This is a genomic window from Knoellia sinensis KCTC 19936 (assembly GCF_000768705.1).
Taxonomy (GTDB): Bacteria; Actinomycetota; Actinomycetes; order Actinomycetales; family Dermatophilaceae; genus Knoellia; species Knoellia sinensis.
On record NZ_AVPJ01000008.1, the window covers coordinates 1 to 17,840 of the forward strand.

Below are 17,840 nucleotides of genomic sequence, written 5' to 3' on the forward strand. Positions count from 1 at the left end.
TGCCGTCCTCCTCGGTGGTGGCCTCGTGGTCACCCGTCGCAGCGCAGCGCGCCACTGATCCTCGGCGCCTGATCGCGGCCGCGGTGGCCATGGTCGCCGCCGTCGCAGTACTCGTCTGGGGCCCGGCCCTTCGCGGTGACTCCTCCGAGTCACCCGAGGGCCGGGCCTCGGCCGCACCGGGCGCGAGCGCCACGGCGACTCCGGTCAAGGGCGGCCACGACGCAGGCACCTGGGTCGTCTCAGCCACGCTCGCCTGACCGCCCAAGCGAATGGCCTCCACCTTTGCGGCCACTGGCGAAACTTTCTGACGCCGGATGCAACCATTCACCCCCCTTGGTGCGTCACCATGAGTGAGCGCGGCAACAGGCCGACGCAGTCTCACGATCTCCACAGGGGGAGTCCCATGCACGCCCGCACGTTGACCCGCAGCACCGCCGCAACCCTGCTGACGGCGGGGGTGGCGTTCGGGCTCGGCGCAGCACCAGCCCACGCCGCGAGCGAGAGGTTCCGCTACCTGTGCGACGCGACCACCGAACAGGGTTCCTTCACAAATCTGCCCACCACGGCCGCAGGTGACATCGCCCCCGAGGACGACGCACTCCATCCGGAGGGTAGGCGCGTCCCCATCAGCTCCGTGGTCGTGTCGATGCAACCCGGCGCCGCCCTTCGCGACGTGGTCGAGGCTGTGGAACCGAAGGACTCGGTCGACATGTGGGATGTCGACGCCCACATCGAGGTCTCAGAACTCCCTGACATGCGCGTGAATGTGGCTTGGCAGCCAGAGTGGTTCGGCATGGGGAACAAGTCGATCGGCTTTCTCGGACTCACCGACGCCTCAGTCGTCGCCTCGGTGGCGTCGCCCTACACGGTTCGTATGGGCGAATTCACGCTGACGTATCCCGCGGGTGAGACCCCAGTCGCCACTCTGACCTGTGCACCCGTCCCTGGTCAGGACCTCCAGATTGGCCACATCCACTCCTTCAAGGGTCCGATCTACACCCCCACCTCCACCTCCACGCACACCTCCAGCCCGGCACCGTCGCGCCCCACCGTCGTCCAGACCGACGCCGAGCAGCCGCCGCCCGGGGACAACCGACTCCCGTATGCCGTCGCCGGACTCACCGCTCTCGTTGCGGCGGGTGCCCTTCTCGTTCGACGACGCGGCACGCAGGTGCACTGACGGCGCGAGGCCCGGCTGGGCTCAGTCGTCGTCAGCGGGCGGCTCGACCTGGCACCAATGCTGCGCCACGAGACCGGCGACGGTGAGGATGAGCGCGGCAGCGACAAGGATCGCGAGTCGCCACAGGCGTGACTCATTGGCCACGAGCGAGAGGTCACCGGCGACGACAGCCAGCTGGCCGGCATACCAGCCAACGGCAGCAGCGCCAGTGAGGGTGGCGGCCTGGGCGAGCACGACGACGCGCGCAGCGCGCAGTGGGTCAAACGGTCGGGTGGATCGGCCTGCGAGATAGGACCGGACGGGCCAGGCGAAGCCGACGACGAACGCCGCCATCGCCGCGAGCAGGACGGCGGCGAGCCACGACGGGCGAGGCACCAGGCTGCGTTCGCTCGTGATCAGCTGCCAGAGCAGCCACGACCCTCCCCCGACGACGAGCGCGACGAGGAGTGCCACCCCGGGACGCACACCACGACCGTTCACCATCCGTCATCCATGAGGTTGACGTCGGGTCCGAGTGCGACGCCCTCGTGCCCGACCTCGTCGACGAGTTCGGCCACGCGGCGCACCTTGCCGTCCACCCGCAGCGCGGCTTCGGGGTCGGCGTCGGCCCAGGGCACGAGGACGAAGGCCCGCTCGCGCGCCCGGGGATGGGGAAGGGTGAGCGCCTCGGTCGACAGTCGGACGTCCGTGTCGAACACGGGGTCGCCGTACTGGATGAGGTCGAGGTCGAGGGTGCGCGGCCCCCACCGCTCGTTGCGGACCCGGCCGTACTCGAGCTCGATGTCCTGGAGCGTGCGGAGCAGTCGTTGCGGCGACATCTGGGTCGTGCCGACGACGACGGCGTTGAGGTAGGCCGCCTGCGCGGGTCCGCCCACCGGTGCGGTCTCGTAGACACGCGATGCAGACTTCAGTTCGAGCGCGAGCCAGAGTGCCCCGACCGCGTTCTGAATGGTCTCGAGGGTGTCACCCATGTTGGAACCGATGGCGATGACGACGGGGGTCTCGCGCAGCCGTTCGACGGTGACGGCGACATCGGTGAAGGGGTGCCCGACCGGTGCCTGCGGCTTGTGCACCGTGACCGTGACGGCCTCGACGAGCGGACGGGTGAGCACCTTGGCGGCGATCCGGTCGGCGAGCGCCTCGATGAGGTCGAGCGACTCGCCCTCGATGAGACTGACCACGTCGCCTGCGACCTCGGCGTAGTTGACGGTGTCGTCGAGATCGTCGCTCGTGCCAGCAGGCCCGAGGTCGACTTCCATCACCACATCGACGACGAACGTCTGGCCGTCCCGCTTCTCGAAGTCGAGGACCCCGTGGAAGCCCGTCGCCGAGATGCCCTTGAGCGTGATCCGGTCACTCATGGCTGCTCCTCAACTGGTCGGTGCCACCGAGCGCGTCGGCGACATCCAGCGCCTGGATCGTCGAGGCGACGTCGTGCACGCGCACCGCCCACGCACCGTGCCGGGCGGCGTGGAACGAGGTGACTGCCGTCTGCAGGTCACGCTCTGGGGCAGGTCGTGGCTCGGCGCCCTCGGGTCGCCCCAGTCGTCCGAGGAAGGCCTTGCGGGACGTCCCGACGAGGAGCGGGTGGCCGAGTTCGACGAGGTCATCGAGGTGCCGCAGCAGCGTCCAGTTGTGCTCGGCCGTCTTGGCGAACCCGAAGCCTGGGTCGAGGATGATCCGCTCGCGGCGAACTCCACTCGCCTGCAAGGCATCCACCCGGTCTCGCAGCTCGCGGCTCACTTCGGCGATGACGTCGCCGTAGACCGCGCGGGACTGCATGTCGGCGCTGTGACCGCGCCAGTGCATCGCGATGAACGGCACGCCGGACTCCGCCACGAGTCCCGCCATCTCGCCGTCGGCGAGGCCACCGCTGACATCGTTGACGAGGGACGCTCCGTCCTCGAGGGCGGCTGCGGCGACGGAGGCTCGCATGGTGTCGATGGACAGGACGGCCCCCTCCGCGGCCAGGGCGCGCACGACGGGGATGACCCGGCGCAGCTCCTCCTCGACGGGAGGACGCTCGGCACCCGGCCGGGTCGACTCACCGCCGATGTCGAGGAGGTCCGCCCCCTCCGCCAGGAGGGAACGGCCGTGGGCGATCGCCGCCTCCGGCTCGAACCACTCACCGCCGTCACTGAACGAGTCGGGGGTGACGTTGACGACCCCCATGACGAGCGGCCGGGGACCGGCGACGAGGGGGATCACCGGAGCGCCGATCAGCGCTTGCCGCCGAGGAGCAGGGACATGGCCTCGGCCCGGGTCGCAGGGTCACGCAACTGCCCGCGCACGGCGGACGTGAGGGTGCGAGACCCTGGCTTGTGCACCCCACGCATCGACATGCACAGGTGCTCGGCCTCGATGACGACGATGACGCCCTGGACGTTCAGGTGCTCGACGAGGGCGTCGGCGACCTGGGTCGTGATGCGCTCCTGCACCTGTGGGCGACGCGCGAAGACGTCGACGAGCCGGGCGAGCTTCGACAGCCCGGTGACCGTGCCGTCCACGGCCGGGATGTAGCCCACGTGCGCCACCCCGTGGAAGGGCAGCAGGTGGTGCTCGCACGTGGAGAAGAGCTCGATGTCGCGCACGATGATGAGCTCTTCGTGGTCGATCGAGAAACGCGCCGACAGGACATCGGCCGGGTCCTGCGACAGACCGGCATACAACTGCGTTGCGGCGCGCGCGACACGGTCCGGGGTGTCCCGAAGCCCTTCGCGGTCCGGGTCCTCGCCGATCGCGAAGAGGTATTCACGCATGGCCGCGCGGGCGCGCGCGTGGTCGACCTGCCTCGGGGGGATCGTGTCTTCCTCGTCGTCGAACTCAGAGGCCCGGCGGTCCGCGGGTTCGGTCACGGGATCAGTGGCCTTCCGGGTCGACGCGCTGACCGTCAGGCACCTCGATCACCTGCGTCGGCGGGTTCTCGCCTCCGGTCTGGGTCGCGGGGTGGGCGCCCGCGTCGGCAGCCTTGTCGATGGCAGCCGTCGTCGACGGGTCGCCCTCGTTGACGTGAGCACCGACGGGCTCACCCGACGGGCCGTGCCCGTTGAGGGCAGCCTGCTCGGCCGGCGTGAGCACCGGCGGCTGGTCGGAGATGCCGCGGTGCTCACTCGACAACCAGGTCGGGCGCAGCGGACGCTTGACGATGTCCGCGAAGACCTCGGCGATCTCCTTCTGGTTGAGCGTCTCCTTCTCGAGCAGCTCAAGGACGAGAGCGTCGAGGATGTGGCGGTTGTCATTGATGACGTGCCACGCCTCGTCGTGGGCTGCCTCGATGAGGGAGCGCACCTCTTCGTCGACGATTCCGGCGATCTTCTCGGAGTAGTCGCGCTGGTGGCCCATGTCCCGGCCGAGGAAGACCTCGCCCTGGCTCTGGCCGAGCTTGATTGCGCCGACTCGCTCGCTCATGCCGTATTCGGTCACCATCTTGCGGGCCATCGCGGTGGCCTTCTCGATGTCGTTGGCGGCACCGGTCGTCGGGTCGTGGAAGATGATCTCCTCCGCGACACGGCCGCCCAGGGCGTAGGCGAGCTGGTCGAGGATCTCGTTGCGGGTCGTGGAGTACTTGTCGTCGATCGGCATGACCATCGTGTAGCCGAGGGCGCGACCCCGCGGCAGGATCGTCACCTTCGTGACGGGGTCCGTGTGGTTCATCGCCGCGGCGACGAGCGCGTGCCCACCCTCGTGGTAGGCCGTGATCTTGCGTTCCTTGGCCGACATGATCCGCGTCTTCTTCTGCGGACCGGCGATGACGCGGTCGATGGCCTCGTCGAGGGTCGCGTCGTCGATGAGGGTCTTGTCGGTGCGCGCCGTGAGCAGCGCGGCCTCGTTGAGGACGTTGGCGAGGTCCGCACCGGTGAAGCCGGGAGTGCGACGGGCCACGGCGAGCAGGTCGACGCCGGCGGCCATGGGCTTGCCCTGGGAGTGCACCTCGAGGATGCGGTGGCGGCCGAGCATGTCGGGGGCCTCGACGGCGATCTGGCGGTCGAAGCGGCCCGGGCGGAGCAGTGCTGGGTCGAGGATGTCAGGGCGGTTGGTCGCCGCGATGAGGATGACGTTGGTCTTGACGTCGAAGCCGTCCATCTCGACGAGCAGCTGGTTGAGCGTCTGCTCGCGCTCGTCGTGACCGCCACCGAGGCCGGCACCACGGTGGCGACCCACGGCGTCGATCTCGTCGACGAAGACGATGGCCGGGGCGTTGGCCTTGGCCTGCTCGAAGAGGTCACGCACGCGCGAGGCACCGACACCGACGAACATCTCGACGAAGTCCGAGCCGGAGATCGAGTAGAACGGCACCCCGGCCTCGCCTGCGACGGCGCGCGCGAGGAGGGTCTTGCCCGTCCCGGGAGGGCCATAGAGCAGGACGCCCTTGGGGATCTTGGCGCCGACCGCGAGGAACTTCGCCGGGTCGGACAGGAACTCCTTGATCTCGTGGAGCTCCTGGACCGCCTCATCGGCTCCGGCGACGTCGTCGAAGGTGACCTTGGGCGTGTCCTTGGTGGCGAGCTTGGCCTTGGACTTGCCGAACTGCATGACCCGGGAGCCGCCACCCTGGGCCTGGCTCATCATGAACCAGAACAGACCCACGAGCAGCAGGATGGGGAAGATGCTGATGAGCAGGGTCCAGAGAGGGTTCTGGGTCTCGCGCTTGTCGTTGTAGCCCTCGGTCGGCTCGTTGGCCTTGACCAGTTCCACGAGCGACTCGGCGCGGGCCTCGACGAACTCCGCCTGCACCTTGTCGGCGTCGGCGATGTTGGCTTCCTCGTCGGAGTACGCCGATCCGTCCTTGAGGTCGAGCCTGAGGATGTTGTCGCTCGTGAGCTCGGCCTTGTCGACCTTCTTGTCAGTGATGAGCTTCTCGGCCTTGGCGGTGTCGATCGTCGCGTAGCCGCCGTCACCTCCGAAGCTGAACATCACGACGGTGATGGCGATGACAGCAAGGACCCAGAACAACGGGGTCTTGAACACGCGCTTGGCATCCATGAAATGTGTCGAGGGCCGGGGCCCACGTCCTCCTGATCAACGAGCTCATCCGTGCACGCTCGCGCGCCACAGGCCTAGGTGTACACGCTACCCGTGACAGTGCCGTCACTACTGAGTGCGTCCGACCGAACAACGAGCGACGTATGCCGTGTGTTCCGCCCCGCTGCCCGCCCACCTTCCCGACTTTGTGCCCGATTGGGACACGGTCGTCGGCCGAAGGCCTCCTCAGCGTGTCCCAATCGGGCACAAAGTCGGGGTTTCAGCTGTAGACGTGGGGGGCCAGGGTGCCGACCTGGCGCAGCCCGCGGTACTGCTCGGCGTAGTCGAGGCCGTAGCCGACGACGAACTCGTTGGGGATGTCGAAGCCGACCCACTTGACGTCGACCTCGACCTTGGCGGCCTCGGGCTTGCGCAGCAGGGTCACGATCTCGACCGACGCCGGGTTGCGCGACTCGAGGTTGGCCTTGATCCACGAGAGGGTCAGGCCCGAGTCCACGATGTCCTCGACGATGAGCACGTGCCGGCCCGAGATGTCGACGTCGAGGTCCTTGAGGATGCGGACGACTCCGGAACTCTTGGTGCCCGAGCCGTAGGACGAGACCGCCATCCAGTCGACCGGTGCGGTGATGGGCAGGGCACGCATGAGGTCGGCCATGACCATGACGGCTCCCTTGAGAACGCCGACGAGGAGGACATCCTTGTCGGCGTATTCGCGGGCGATCTCTTCAGCGAGTTCGGCGAGCTTGGCCTGGATCTCGTCCTCGGTGACGAGGACCCGCTCGAGGTCGGCTCCCATGTGGGCAGCGTCCACGGTGCACTCTCCTGGTCGTTCGTGGTCGTCCGGTTGGTCGTGTCCTAGTCAACCGGACGCGACCAGCCGGAGGACAGCCGGGCATCAGCCAGATGGGGCCGCGGTTGCTGCGCGCGCGAAGCGACCGCCGAGCGATGACTGCAGGGCCGCGTCACGATGAAGCATGGGACTTCATCATTGGATCACCGGCCCAAGGCGGCGGGATCCTTTTTCTTGGTCTGGTCCTCTGCGCGCCGACCTGGGCTCGGAGGGGCGCTCAGGTCGGCGGAGAGAGGTCTCCGAGGAATGCCTCGGCCGCCTCCGTGCGGAAATAGAGCAGCGAGCGGCCGTCACGGATACTCGCGACGAGGCCGACGTCGCGCAGCCAGCGCAGTTGCTGGTTCGCCGCGGAGACACTGATCCCGCGCCTCGATGCCACGGTCGTGCTCGACATGGGCTCGCGCAGATTCACCAGCAGGGTGGCACGCGTGTCACCGAGAAGTCGGGCGGCGCGCTCCGGCGCGGCGTCGGGCAGCGCGAGCCGACCCCGACCGAGTGCCGGATAGAGGATGTAGGGCGGTGCCTCGGCATTGAACGGGTACGACGCGTGAGGCGTGAAGTGGGTCGGGACGAACACGAGCCCGCGCCCGCGCGCGTCGGCCTCGAAGTGCGGACCACTCGGGTTCCAGGCGTGGATCTCCTTGCCCTCGAGCGTCAGTGCCGGACTCAGCCCGCTCAGCATGGGACGCAGCCCGATGCGCGTACTCGTCACTGCCCGGATGGTGATGTCGCCCGACAGGTTCGCGTGCATGGGGCTCCACCACGGCCGCACACACTGCACCCAGTACTCGTCGAGAGCACGAACGATGCGATCGAGGACCCGGCCAGTCGGTCCGACGAGTGCTGCTGGACGCCCGCTCGGATAGAGGTCGTCGAGGTCCCGCTCGACGATCCGCACCGGCAGCCGCGAGACCGTGAGGAGCTCCGCGTCGAAGTCGGTCGTGGCCGCGACGGGCCGCGGGTTGAGGAACTCCGGTGTCGAGTAGTCCGGCGCCACGAGGGCCAGCAGCATCTCGAGGTCAACCCCCGCCAGACGACGCTCGATCTCCCGACGCCAGGGCGACATGTGGGGGTAGATCTCCGGACGCCACACGGCACGCAGCGACAGGGTCGTCTCACTGAGCGTCGAGATCCCGAAGGTCGCCATGGTGAGGTCGCGCTCGGCAATCCGATAGGTCACCATCAGGGCTGCTCCCCGCCCGGTGAACTCGCCTGTGCCGCAATGACACCGGCCCGCCGTGTCACTGCAACTCGACCGGGCGCATGCACGGCTCCTTGTCCGTGCCAGTTCGTGATCAGGGCGTCGCACGCCTCCGTATGCCGTGCGCTCACCTGCCCTGCCGGCGCACCTGCCGAGATGAGGAGCCTTCTCCAGACCCGGGTCCGGACGGCCCGGGGCAGGACCTTGAACGCCGCAACGTCCCACGGCCCGGCGCCGAGTTCCAACACGGCCTCGTCGGCCATCGCGTCGAGGGCGTCGGCGTCCTCACGAAGCTGATCGGCCGAACGCCCCAGTGCCGCAACGACTCCGGGCCCGAGGTCGGCCTCAAGGTCGGCGATGGCTCGCCGTGTCCGAACACGTGTGAAGGCCGGATCGTCGTTCATCGGGTCCTCCCACCAGGACACCCCTTCCGCATCCAACGACTCGCGGCATTCGAGGCGGGTCACTCCGAGAAGGGGTCGTCGGAAGATGCCGCGGGCGGACGGCATACCGGAGAGGGAACGGGCACCGGACCCGCGAACGAGACCGAGGAGCACCTGTTCGGCCTGGTCGTCGAGGGTGTGACCCAGCAGGACCACCGCGGCGCCGAGCCGCTCTGCTGCACCGGTCAACGCGGCATACCGGGCATCCCGCGCGGCGGCCTCAAGCCCAGAACCGCTCTCCGACACCGCAGCTCGCTCGACCACGACTGGATCCAGTCCGAGGTCACGGCAGCGTTGGGCCGTGAGTTCGGCAACCTGGGCCGACCCGACCTGCAGGCCGTGGTCGACGACGACAGCCCCACCCCGCCACGGGGCATGCCGCTGCTGGTGTGCGACCGCCTCCGCGAGCGCCATGGAGTCCCCACCACCCGAGCACGCCACCAGCACCAGAGGTCTTCCCCCCGTACCGAACTCACCCAATTGGACGGTTGGGGACACGACCCGCCCGTCCCCAACCGTCCAATTGGGTGAGTTCGGTACGGGACCGGGTGAGAGGTCTGCGAGAGCCGCGCGGACGGCATACCGGATCTTTGCCGTGGAGGGATGCGGACCGGACACGGCCCCAGCCTGCCAGCCACGGCCGGCCACGCAACCGCACTCAGCCGTGGACGCGCGTCACCCAGGCAGCCGGGTCGGTGATCTCGAGCGGCTTCGGGAGCGTCTCGGGCGAGGTCCAGACGGCGTTGAAGCCCTCGACGCCCACGCGCTCCTGGACGCCGCGGACGAACGCTGCGCCGTCCTTGTACTGACGCATCTTGGCCTCGAGCCCCAGGAGCCGCCGCAACACCTTGTCGACCGCGCCGGCGCCCTTGCGTCGCTCGGTGAACTTCGCGCGGATCTCGGCGACAGTCGGGATGTGCGCCGGCCCCACGTCATCCATGACGACGTCGGCGTGGCCCTCGAGGAGCGACATGACGGCCGTGAGCTCGGCGAGCTTGGCACGCTGCTCAGGCGTCGTCACGAGGTCCGTGATGCCACCGGAGCCGCTGCTGAACAGCTCGGGAAGCTTCTCGGTGATGCGCTTGGTGAGCTCCTGCACGCGCTCCTGATCGGGCGCCATGTCGGTCGCGAGCTGGCGCGCCTCAGTGATCATGTGGTCACGCAGCCACGGGACCGCGGTGAACTGCACCCGGTGCGTCTCCTCGTGCATGCAGACCCAGGCGCGGAAGTCCTCGGGGTCGACGCCCAGCTCGCGCTGCACCTGGAGCAGGTTCGGAGCGACGAGCAGGAGCGCCGGCGTCCCGCCGGGCGCCAGGTCGTACTGGCCCAGGACCTTGCTCGACATGAACGCGAGCAGCGCACCTGCCTCCGCGCCGGTGACCTTGCCGCCGATCGAGGCGGCGATGCCGTTCGGAGCCGCGGCCGTCCCCCGCTTGGTCATGATCTGCTCGAACGCCGGCCCGAGCATGGCGCCCATGGAGTCGGCGTTCATCGCGATCCACGTCGGGCGGTCGACGATCAGGGCATCGGGTGCGTCGTCGGGCGTCTGCAGCCGGGAGGTCTCCGCCACCGGTCCGTGGGCGCGCCGCGCCGCCTCGCGGATCGCCCCGACCTCCGCGGCCGCTTCATCGGCCGAGACGCTCGGCCCGGCGGCGACGAGAGTCCTCCCGGTGGTCTTGGCGAATTCCCAATCGACGTAGGTCGTGCTCACGTGCCCTCCTGACGGCAACCGCACTTGGTCAAGGCGGTGACGAACCGATCCAACGCCTTGCGCGCTCCCAGCGTTCCCGACGTTGCCGGAACCTTGTCCGCAAGGATGACGAACGTCAGGAGACGCCCGTCGGCGTCGACGGTCGTTCCGGCCAGGCTCGAGATGCCTCTGAGCGTTCCCGTCTTTGCCCTCGGTATGCCGGCCACGGCCCGGGTCTCGTTGCTGCGGTAGCGATCGTGGAGACTGCCGCTCAACCCTGCCACGGGGAACGTCGCGACCGCCCGGCGGAACTCGGGGAGGTCACCCGTGGCGGCCCGTCCGAGGAGTTCGGACAGGGAACTGGCGGTCAGTGCCTGGCCTGGCGAGAGACCACTGGCGTCGAGGATGCGCAGCCCGTCTGTGGGTATGCCGGCCGCACCGAGGGTCGACACGAGGAACTGCCCGGGCCCGCTCGGTGCGGCGGGAGACTCACCGGCCGCGACCATCGCCTGGCGGACGAGGTTCTCGGTGAGGGCGTTGTCGCTGAGGGCCATGGCCACGCCGAGGTGCTCGCCGTAGGTCGCTGACTCGACGGACCCGAGCTCGGTGGCTCCCTGCGGAGCCGCCGTGCCGGCACCCCGCACCGGCAGAACGGTCGTCTTGTGTCCATCCGCCGTGAGCGCAGCGGCGAAGGCCTTGGCGACGCCGGCCTCGGGGTTGGACGGTGGCTTCTTGCCGGGAACGGCACGCTGCGAGACGAGGTCCAGCATCGACACGGCCTGCGAGAAGCCGGCCGCGACATCTTCTGGCTTCCACGTGGTGGGGTGGCGAGGTCCGGCGGCGTAGGTCGCGTCGACGCGGAGGGTCACCGGCCCGACTCCACGGGCGGTGAGGGCCTCCGCCACCTGGTCGGCGAGCGTGGTGAGACCCGCGTGGCCCTCGACCGAGGTGGGATCGGACCGCCCCTCGGTGAGGAGGGTGTCTCCGCCGGCGACGAGGACGATCTCGTTCGGAGCGTCACCCGTGACGACCTTGGTGGTCATGCGCGCGTCGAGGTCGACGTGCTCGCTCACGGCGAAGGCGCTGAGGACCTTGAGGGTCGAGGCGGGCGCACGTGGGACATCCGGTGACACGGCATACAACTCCTCGCCGGTCACGCCGTCCCGGACGCTGATGCCGACGCTGGGACCCAGCCATGGGTCCTTGGCGAGCGCGGCGAGGGCCGTGGTGAGACCTGCGGACGTCGGGCCGGTCCCCGCCACCCCCGCGGACGGATCGGCGCTCGGCGACACCGCGGGGTCGGCACTGGGAAGCGCAGCCCACGTGGGGCTCGCGGTGGCCGTGCCGGTCGGCGTCGGCGGTGCGACGGGGGCCCCGTCATAGGTGAGGATGCCGGGCGCGAGGTCGACGACGTCGGCAGCGGCATAGCCGACACCTCCCACGAGAAGGCACGTGACCCCCGCCACAACTGCCCGTCGCACGCTCAACCCCTTTCGACGCATCCGTCCGGATGCGGGACACTGATCCCCGAGCGTAGGTCATCCGTATAGATCTGAAAGGCCACCACCGTGGAGTTCGACGTCACGATCGAGATCCCCAAGGGACACAAGAACAAGTACGAAGTGGATCACGAGACGGGGCGTATCCGCCTCGACCGGATGCTCTTCACCTCGATGGCGTACCCGTCGGACTACGGCTACGTCGAGGACAGCCTCGGCGAGGACGGCGACCCGCTGGACGCCCTCGTGCTGCTCGACGAGCCGACCTGGCCCGGCTGCCTCGTCGCGGTGCGCCCCATCGGCATGTTCCACATGCGTGACGAGGCCGGCGGCGACGACAAGATCCTGTGCATCCCGGCGGGCGACCCGCGCAAGGCGCACATCACCGAGCTCGAGCACATCAACGAGTTCGATCGCCTCGAGATCCAGCACTTCTTCGAGACCTACAAGGACCTCGAGCCCGGCAAGTCCGTCGAGGGCGCGCACTGGGCCGGTCGTGAGGACGCCGAGCGCACCATCAGGGAAGCGCTCCAGCGCGCGAAGGACAACGGCGTGAGCACGGCCCGCTGGCGCATGCCGGCCGGTCACGAGTCCGACGGCCATGCGCCGTCGTTCGAGGAAGGTCACGAGTCCGCTGCCCGCACCGAGGAGGAGCACGCTCACGCGGCCGCGAAGGCCAAGGAAGAGCTGGCCACCAAGGAGAACCCGCTCAGCGACTCCCCCGACGCCTGAGTTCACCCAGACAACGACGACGTATGCCGTGTGCGCACCTTGGGTGCCCACACGGCATACGTCGTCTCTTGAGCTCTGTCAGTCACGAGCAGGTGAAGATCTCCCGGGAGACGACCGGAGCGCCCTTGGCGTTGACGGTCCACTTGCCGGAGAGCTGGAGCAGCAGCGCCGAGCCGTCCGTGCCCTTGAGCGGAAGGCGCAACCGGAACTGGCCGACCCTGAGGATGTCGTCGCCGGTCTCGGGGTCGACGCCAGTGATGATCGCGTTGAGCTTCTCGCGGTAGGTGCCGGAGTAGGTGGGCAGCGAGGGGTCATCAGGGATGAGCTCGACGAACCCGTCCACGACGCCGTTGACGTGGAACTCGCCTTCGACCTGGCCACCGGGCGGGACGTGCACGCGATAGCCACCGGTGCGAACCTCGTGGAACGTTGTCGCCCAGTCGCCGCAGAAGTTGTCCTCGGCGGCCAGGTGTTCCGTGCCGTCGAAGGCGGCATCGACGAACTGGTGCTCCGCCCGCTGGGGCGCTGCAGTCGCGGTGGCGGGGGTCAGCGCGACGGCCGCAATCAGGGCGACGCCGAGAGCGGAGGCGAGGCTGGAGACTCTGGACGTGCGGTGGGTCAACATGGTCGTGCTCCTTCGTGGTGGTGATCAGTCCCGGTGAGTTGTCCTCATCGGTGGTGTGGTGCGTCGAGGGTCAGCCGACGACGCACAGGAACGCGCCCGCCGTGAAGGCGAGCAGCCCGAGCACGAGTCCGATGGTCGACCTGGCTGACAGTGAGCCGACCCGGCGCCGGTACTCCAGCGCGAGCCCTGCTGCCGTGAGACCGAACACGAGCGGCCAGCCGGACCAGAAGGCCCAACCAGTGACGAGGGCAGCGATCCCGAGTCCGAGCGCGACGTGCTCGAGCCGCGTTGGCTGCCCGTTCCACGCCCATCGGCCGAGGGCGACCGCCAGAACGACGGCTGCGGCCACGACACCGATGTAGCCGAGGATTTCGCCGTGCTGATCGGCGGGGAGTCGGGTTCATTCCCGCCCGGGTCGAACCTGTAGTTGATCGACATCGTGACGCCGAAGACGGCGGCGCCGACGAGAGACGTGACGAATGGGCTGAGCGCCGAGATCTGGCTGGGGCGAGTGGCTGCGATGGTCATGACGACCTCCGATCGGGGCAGGTGCTGGGACGCATCCAGCACAGCGCGGGGCGGAATCCGGGACCAGCGCCGGGCGTCACGGACTGCCCGGGAGGATGTCCCGGCCGCCCAAGGACTCCAGCCCCCTGACAGGACGCCCTGTCGAGGTTCACACTCGGGACATGGAGGCCCCACGGTCCCCGACCACGACACCTGTGCGGGTGGCTTGGCTGCTCGCGGCGGGCTCGCTGGTGCTCGTCGCCGCAGCCCCGCTGTTCCTGCTGGGCGAGGTCATGGACAGGCCCGGAGTTCACGGCGAGAACGCGCCAGGTGAGCACGTCACCTTCGTTGTCATCGTCGCGGCCTTCACGCTGTCGGGGGCGTGGCTCGTGCGAGCCAGACCCCGCAATCCGATCGGGTGGATCCTGCTGGCCAGTGGAGTGCTCCAGGCCGTGCAGCGGAGCACGGAGCTCTACGGGACGAGAGCAGTGACAGATCCCGACCAGTCGCTGCCGCTCGGCCTGACTGCGCTGTGGGTGGCGTCGTGGACCTGGATGCCATCGTTGCTCATCGTGGTGGCGGTGCTCCCCGGCCTCTATCCATCCGGCCGGCCGGCATCGCGCCTCTGGGTCTGGCAGATCCGACTGGCTGCGACCGCGATTGCCCTGGTGGCCCTTGCCGTCATGACCACCCAGGGCGGCGTCGATGACGCGGTCGACGGCACCCGTTTGCCGTGGGACCTGCCGGCTTGGTGGCCGTGGGTCGTCGGCATTCTCGCGGCGGCCAGCCTCGCTGTCGCCGTGGCCATCGCCGTCGTTGGCACCCTCGTTCGAGTCGTGCGCGCCACGTCACCGGAGCGACAGCAGCTCCTCCTGCTCCTCGTCGCGATCACGGCGATGGTCGGCACCGTCTTCCTGCCCTTGGAGTTCGTGTTCCCTGTGGCCTACGCCGCCGTACCCGTCGCGGTCATGGTCGGGGTTCTGCGCTACCGGTTGCTCGGCATCGAGGTCGCTCTGCGCAAGACCCTGCTCTATGTCCCGTTGACGTTGATGATCGCGCTGATCATCGGAGGGACGACGACGGTGCTGGCTCGACTACTGCCCGACGGACCACTCGCCCTGCTGATCGGCTCGGGAGTCGTCGCAGCGCTGTTCTTCCCCATATCGGGGTTCCTCCGACGAGGCGTCGACCGGTTCATCCTCGGAGGCCGGGCCGACCCACTCGGAGCGGTCACGCGGGTGACCAGCGATGTGGAGTCCTCGGGCCACGACCCGGTCGCGTCGATGCTGGACGCGGTCACGGCGGCGACCGGAGCCACCTACGCCACGGTGACCGACGCGTCCGGAGCGGTGCTGGCGGCGACCGGAGCCGAGTCCGCCTCGCTCACCGAGGCTCCTCTCCTCCACGGCGGCGACCGGCTCGGAACCCTCCGCATCGCACCGCGGAAGGGCGAGCGGAGGGTGACGGATCAGGATGCCCGCCTGGTCGCGGCCCTCGCGCCACACTTCGCCGTGGTGCTCCGCAGCCAACAACTCACGCAGGAACTGGACCGGGAACGACGCCGGGTCACCACCGCGACCCTCGCGGAGCGGGACCGGTTGCGCCGCGACTTGCATGACGGCCTCGGACCTTCCCTGTCAGGGATCGCACTGGGCATCCAGGCCGCCACCCAAAGCCTGGACCACGACCCTGCCGCCTCCCGAGTAGTGCTCGACCGCACTCGGGCCGAAGCAGAGCGGGCCGTGGCCGAGATCCGGCGAGTTCTGCAGGGCCTGCGCCCCTCCGTGCTCGACGAGCGCAGCCTGGTCGACGCACTGCACCAGGCCGCGTCATCGATGGGGTTCGGGCAGCCCGGCCACCCGCTTCTCTCGCTCGACAGCACGCCCCTCCCTGTGCTCAGGCCGGAGGTGGAGGAGACGGCCTTCCGGATCGTCGCCGAGTCGCTCAACAATGTCGCTCGGCACTCCGGTGCGGCCCACTGCACGGTGTCCTTCACCAGCACCCACGGCGATCTCCGGATCGGCATCGTCGACGATGGTCACTGGCACCAGCCGTCCTCCGAGGATGGCGTGGGGGTGCCTTCGATGCATCGACGGGCGACCGACCTCGGCGGGCATCTCTCCGTGATCCCCGGTCCGGACGGCACGGTCGTGGAGGCCACCCTTCCGATGGAGGCGCGATGACCATCCGCGTCGTGGTGGCAGACGACCACCCCATGTACCGCTACGGCATCACGGCCATCCTCGGCCAGGCCGACGGGATCGACGTCGTGGCCGAGGTGGCCGATGGTGAAGCCCTGGTCAAGGCCGTCCACCAGTTCCAGCCCGATGTCGTTCTGACCGACCTCTCCATGCCGGTGCGCGATGGTGCAGCGGCTGCGGGTGCGCTGATCTCTGCGTTCCCTGAACTGGCCGTGCTCGTCATCACGATGCACGAGGACGACGAGCATGTCTTCGCCGCGCTGCGGGCCGGTGCTCGCGGCTACCTGGTCAAGGGCGCCGACGGCGACGAGATCGTCCGAGCGGTCAGGGCGGTCGCGAACGGCGACGCGGTCTACGGCGGGCCGGTGGCGCGCCGCATCGTCGCTGCCTACTCGGGGGGAGAACGGGGATCCGTGACCGCGCGGGCCTTCCCGACCCTCACGCCCCGGGAGCGCGAGGTGCTCGAGTTGGTCGCGACCGGCTGTCGCAACCACGAGATCGCTCGGCGCCTGTTCATGTCGGAGAAGACGGTCCGCAACCACGTGTCCCAGGTATTGCTCAAGCTGCAGGTCCCGGACCGCACCGCCGCCGCCCTCAGGGCCCACGAGGCCGGGGTCCGCGGCCCAAACCCGGGTTCAGGGGGTCGCCAGTGAACGTCGCTGGTGGCCTCCGGCGTCGAAGTTGGCGGGATCGAGCCAGGCCTCATGCGCGGCCCGCACCCGCGGCCACTCCTCGCCGATCACCGAGAACCAGTCGGTGTCGCGGTTCCGTCCCTGCGTGACCATGTGGTTGCGGAAGCGACCCTCCTGCGTGAACCCGAGTCGCAGCGCGGCACGTCGGGACGGCTCGTTGAGGCTGTCGCACTTCCACTCGAAACGGCGGTAGCCCAGGTCGTCGAACGCGTGCTTCATGAGCAGGTGGATGGACTCGGTGGCCGCGCGCGTGCGCTGGAGCACCGAGCCATAGAGCACGCCCGCGACCTCCACCTGCCCGGTCCGAGGGTCGATCCGCTGGAACGACGCGATCCCGGTGGCCTTCCCGGCCCGCTCCCCCTCGAGCGGGATCAGCGCACAGGTTGGATGCGCCTCAGCGGTGGCCGCCAGGTGCATCCACAAGGTTGCGAGCGACGTGGGCTTCGGGATGGGCCGATAGGTCCACAGGGCACCGTCGCCCTCACCGCACACGGCTGCGAAGAGGTCGGAGTAGTGCACCGAGTCCAGCGGGACCACACGGACATAGCGCCCGTCCAGCCGCACCGCCTCCGCAACCGGACGCCGCCCCCAGCCCGGCACCACGTCACCCACCGACTGACCGAACTCGTTCACCTCGGTCACTGCGCCGCGACCTCCGAGTCGGCCACGCCCGGGTCGTCGTCGAACGCCGGGAGACCGTCGAGGCTGGTGCGGTTCTTGGTGCGGCGATAGGCGGCCGAACCGTCAACACCCTTGCGCTCGAAGAACTGTTGGAGCAGATCCCGCTCCCCCACATGAGACATGAGCGGCACGCCCCACCCACACGAGTCCGAGACCCGCGCGACGTCGACGACGACAACAGCCCTCGCGCCGGGCAGATCGGTGAACCGCGAGGCCCACGCGTCGTAGTCCTCGTCATAGATCGTGACGACGCGCCCCGTACCGTGCAGTCGAACGATGTTGGGCGCGCCCTCGAAGGCGCAGAACATCACCGTGATCCTGCCGTTCTCCCGTAGGTGAGCGATCGTCTCGCTCCCGCTGCCGGTGCCGTCGAGCCAGGCGAAGGTGTGCTCATCGATCACGGCAAACGTGCCCGGGAGGCCGCGCGGTGACACGTTGGCGTGCCCGTCCGCGGCCAGTGGCGCAGTGGCGACGAAGAAGACGTGCTGCGCCTCGATGAACTCACGCAGCCGGCCGTCGATCGCCTCATGCACCTTTCCCATGGCCAGCACCCTAG

General features: G+C 69.1%; 19 protein-coding genes. 5 read left to right on the top strand and 14 right to left on the bottom strand.

Going from position 1 to position 17,840, the window contains the following annotated elements; translation table 11 throughout:
* The coding region (locus N802_RS20475) for a hypothetical protein (RefSeq protein WP_035916297.1) at window positions 1-257 on the top strand (257 nt) is incomplete at its 5' end.
* A 146-nt stretch (window positions 258-403) separates the two neighbouring features.
* Window positions 404-1,180, top strand: coding sequence for a hypothetical protein (locus N802_RS11345; RefSeq protein WP_035916298.1), 777 nt, complete (start codon window positions 404-406; stop codon window positions 1,178-1,180).
* A gap of 21 nt (window positions 1,181-1,201) precedes the next feature.
* Here the strand turns inward: N802_RS11345 and N802_RS11350 are convergent, their stop codons facing one another.
* The 10 genes from N802_RS11350 to N802_RS11395 all read right to left on the bottom strand — a co-directional run bounded on the left by N802_RS11350 (window position 1,202) and on the right by N802_RS11395 (window position 11,828).
* On the bottom strand, window positions 1,202-1,663 hold the full coding sequence (locus tag N802_RS11350) for a DUF3180 domain-containing protein (RefSeq protein WP_035916300.1): 462 nt from the start codon (window positions 1,661-1,663) through the stop codon (window positions 1,202-1,204).
* Window positions 1,657-2,541 carry a 2-amino-4-hydroxy-6-hydroxymethyldihydropteridine diphosphokinase gene (gene folK, locus N802_RS11355; RefSeq protein WP_035916302.1) on the bottom strand — a complete coding sequence of 295 codons (885 nt, stop codon included), beginning with the start codon at window positions 2,539-2,541 and terminating at the stop codon, window positions 1,657-1,659. Before folK ends, N802_RS11350 begins: the two co-directional genes overlap by 7 nt.
* Complete coding sequence (gene folP, locus N802_RS11360; protein WP_245613919.1) at window positions 2,534-3,388, bottom strand: dihydropteroate synthase; 855 nt, start codon at window positions 3,386-3,388, stop codon at window positions 2,534-2,536. The genes folK and folP overlap by 8 nt, the downstream gene beginning before the upstream one ends.
* Before the next feature lie 11 nt (window positions 3,389-3,399).
* The gene (gene folE, locus N802_RS11365) at window positions 3,400-3,939 is read right to left on the bottom strand and encodes a GTP cyclohydrolase I FolE (RefSeq protein ID WP_052109884.1); all 540 of its coding nucleotides are present in this window, start codon (window positions 3,937-3,939) and stop codon (window positions 3,400-3,402) included.
* A 100-nt stretch (window positions 3,940-4,039) separates the two neighbouring features.
* Entirely contained in the window at window positions 4,040-6,163 is a 2,124-nt protein-coding gene (gene ftsH / locus N802_RS11370; protein ID WP_035916304.1) for an ATP-dependent zinc metalloprotease FtsH, read from the bottom strand.
* A gap of 259 nt (window positions 6,164-6,422) precedes the next feature.
* A complete protein-coding gene (hpt, locus tag N802_RS11375) occupies window positions 6,423-6,974 on the bottom strand; it encodes a hypoxanthine phosphoribosyltransferase (protein WP_035916306.1) in 552 nt (183 codons plus the stop codon).
* 256 nt (window positions 6,975-7,230) lie between these two features.
* Entirely contained in the window at window positions 7,231-8,196 is a 966-nt protein-coding gene (locus tag N802_RS11380; protein ID WP_035916307.1) for an ArsR/SmtB family transcription factor, read from the bottom strand.
* A complete protein-coding gene (tilS, locus tag N802_RS11385; protein ID WP_052109885.1) occupies window positions 8,196-9,275 on the bottom strand; it encodes a tRNA lysidine(34) synthetase TilS in 1,080 nt (359 codons plus the stop codon). Before tilS ends, N802_RS11380 begins: the two co-directional genes overlap by 1 nt.
* 40 nt (window positions 9,276-9,315) lie before the next feature.
* Window positions 9,316-10,368 (bottom strand): zinc-dependent metalloprotease, encoded by a 1,053-nt coding sequence (locus N802_RS11390; RefSeq protein WP_035916310.1) that lies wholly within the window; start codon window positions 10,366-10,368, stop codon window positions 9,316-9,318.
* Window positions 10,365-11,828, bottom strand: coding sequence for a D-alanyl-D-alanine carboxypeptidase/D-alanyl-D-alanine-endopeptidase (locus N802_RS11395; RefSeq protein WP_169743423.1), 1,464 nt, complete (start codon window positions 11,826-11,828; stop codon window positions 10,365-10,367). Before N802_RS11395 ends, N802_RS11390 begins: the two co-directional genes overlap by 4 nt.
* A gap of 87 nt (window positions 11,829-11,915) precedes the next feature.
* Here N802_RS11395 and N802_RS11400 point away from each other — a divergent pair, with 87 nt between their 5' ends.
* Window positions 11,916-12,578 (top strand): inorganic diphosphatase, encoded by a 663-nt coding sequence (locus tag N802_RS11400; RefSeq protein ID WP_035916316.1) that lies wholly within the window; start codon window positions 11,916-11,918, stop codon window positions 12,576-12,578.
* Window positions 12,579-12,660: 82 nt separating this feature from the next.
* On the opposite strand, the gene N802_RS11405 is transcribed toward N802_RS11400, so the two are convergent.
* Both N802_RS11405 and N802_RS11410 read right to left on the bottom strand, forming a co-directional pair.
* A complete protein-coding gene (locus N802_RS11405) occupies window positions 12,661-13,203 on the bottom strand; it encodes a hypothetical protein (protein WP_035916319.1) in 543 nt (180 codons plus the stop codon).
* A gap of 70 nt (window positions 13,204-13,273) precedes the next feature.
* Complete coding sequence (locus tag N802_RS11410; protein ID WP_035916322.1) at window positions 13,274-13,552, bottom strand: hypothetical protein; 279 nt, start codon at window positions 13,550-13,552, stop codon at window positions 13,274-13,276.
* Between the two features lie 340 nt (window positions 13,553-13,892).
* Between N802_RS11410 and N802_RS11415 the strand changes: the two genes are divergently transcribed.
* Together N802_RS11415 and N802_RS11420 are read left to right on the top strand one after the other, a co-directional pair.
* Complete coding sequence (locus tag N802_RS11415; protein WP_169743424.1) at window positions 13,893-15,893, top strand: sensor histidine kinase; 2,001 nt, start codon at window positions 13,893-13,895, stop codon at window positions 15,891-15,893.
* Window positions 15,890-16,564, top strand: coding sequence for a response regulator transcription factor (locus N802_RS11420; protein ID WP_156971375.1), 675 nt, complete (start codon window positions 15,890-15,892; stop codon window positions 16,562-16,564). Before N802_RS11415 ends, N802_RS11420 begins: the two co-directional genes overlap by 4 nt.
* Here N802_RS11420 and N802_RS11425 read toward each other — a convergent pair.
* Window positions 16,547-17,245 (bottom strand): GNAT family N-acetyltransferase, encoded by a 699-nt coding sequence (locus N802_RS11425; protein ID WP_035916326.1) that lies wholly within the window; start codon window positions 17,243-17,245, stop codon window positions 16,547-16,549. The two genes, N802_RS11420 and N802_RS11425, sit on opposite strands and share 18 nt — an antisense overlap.
* Window positions 17,242-17,826: a pyridoxamine 5'-phosphate oxidase family protein gene (locus N802_RS11430; protein WP_035916328.1), complete on the bottom strand. Its 585-nt coding sequence runs from the start codon at window positions 17,824-17,826 to the stop codon at window positions 17,242-17,244. Before N802_RS11430 ends, N802_RS11425 begins: the two co-directional genes overlap by 4 nt.
* Window positions 17,827-17,840 lie beyond the last annotated feature (14 nt).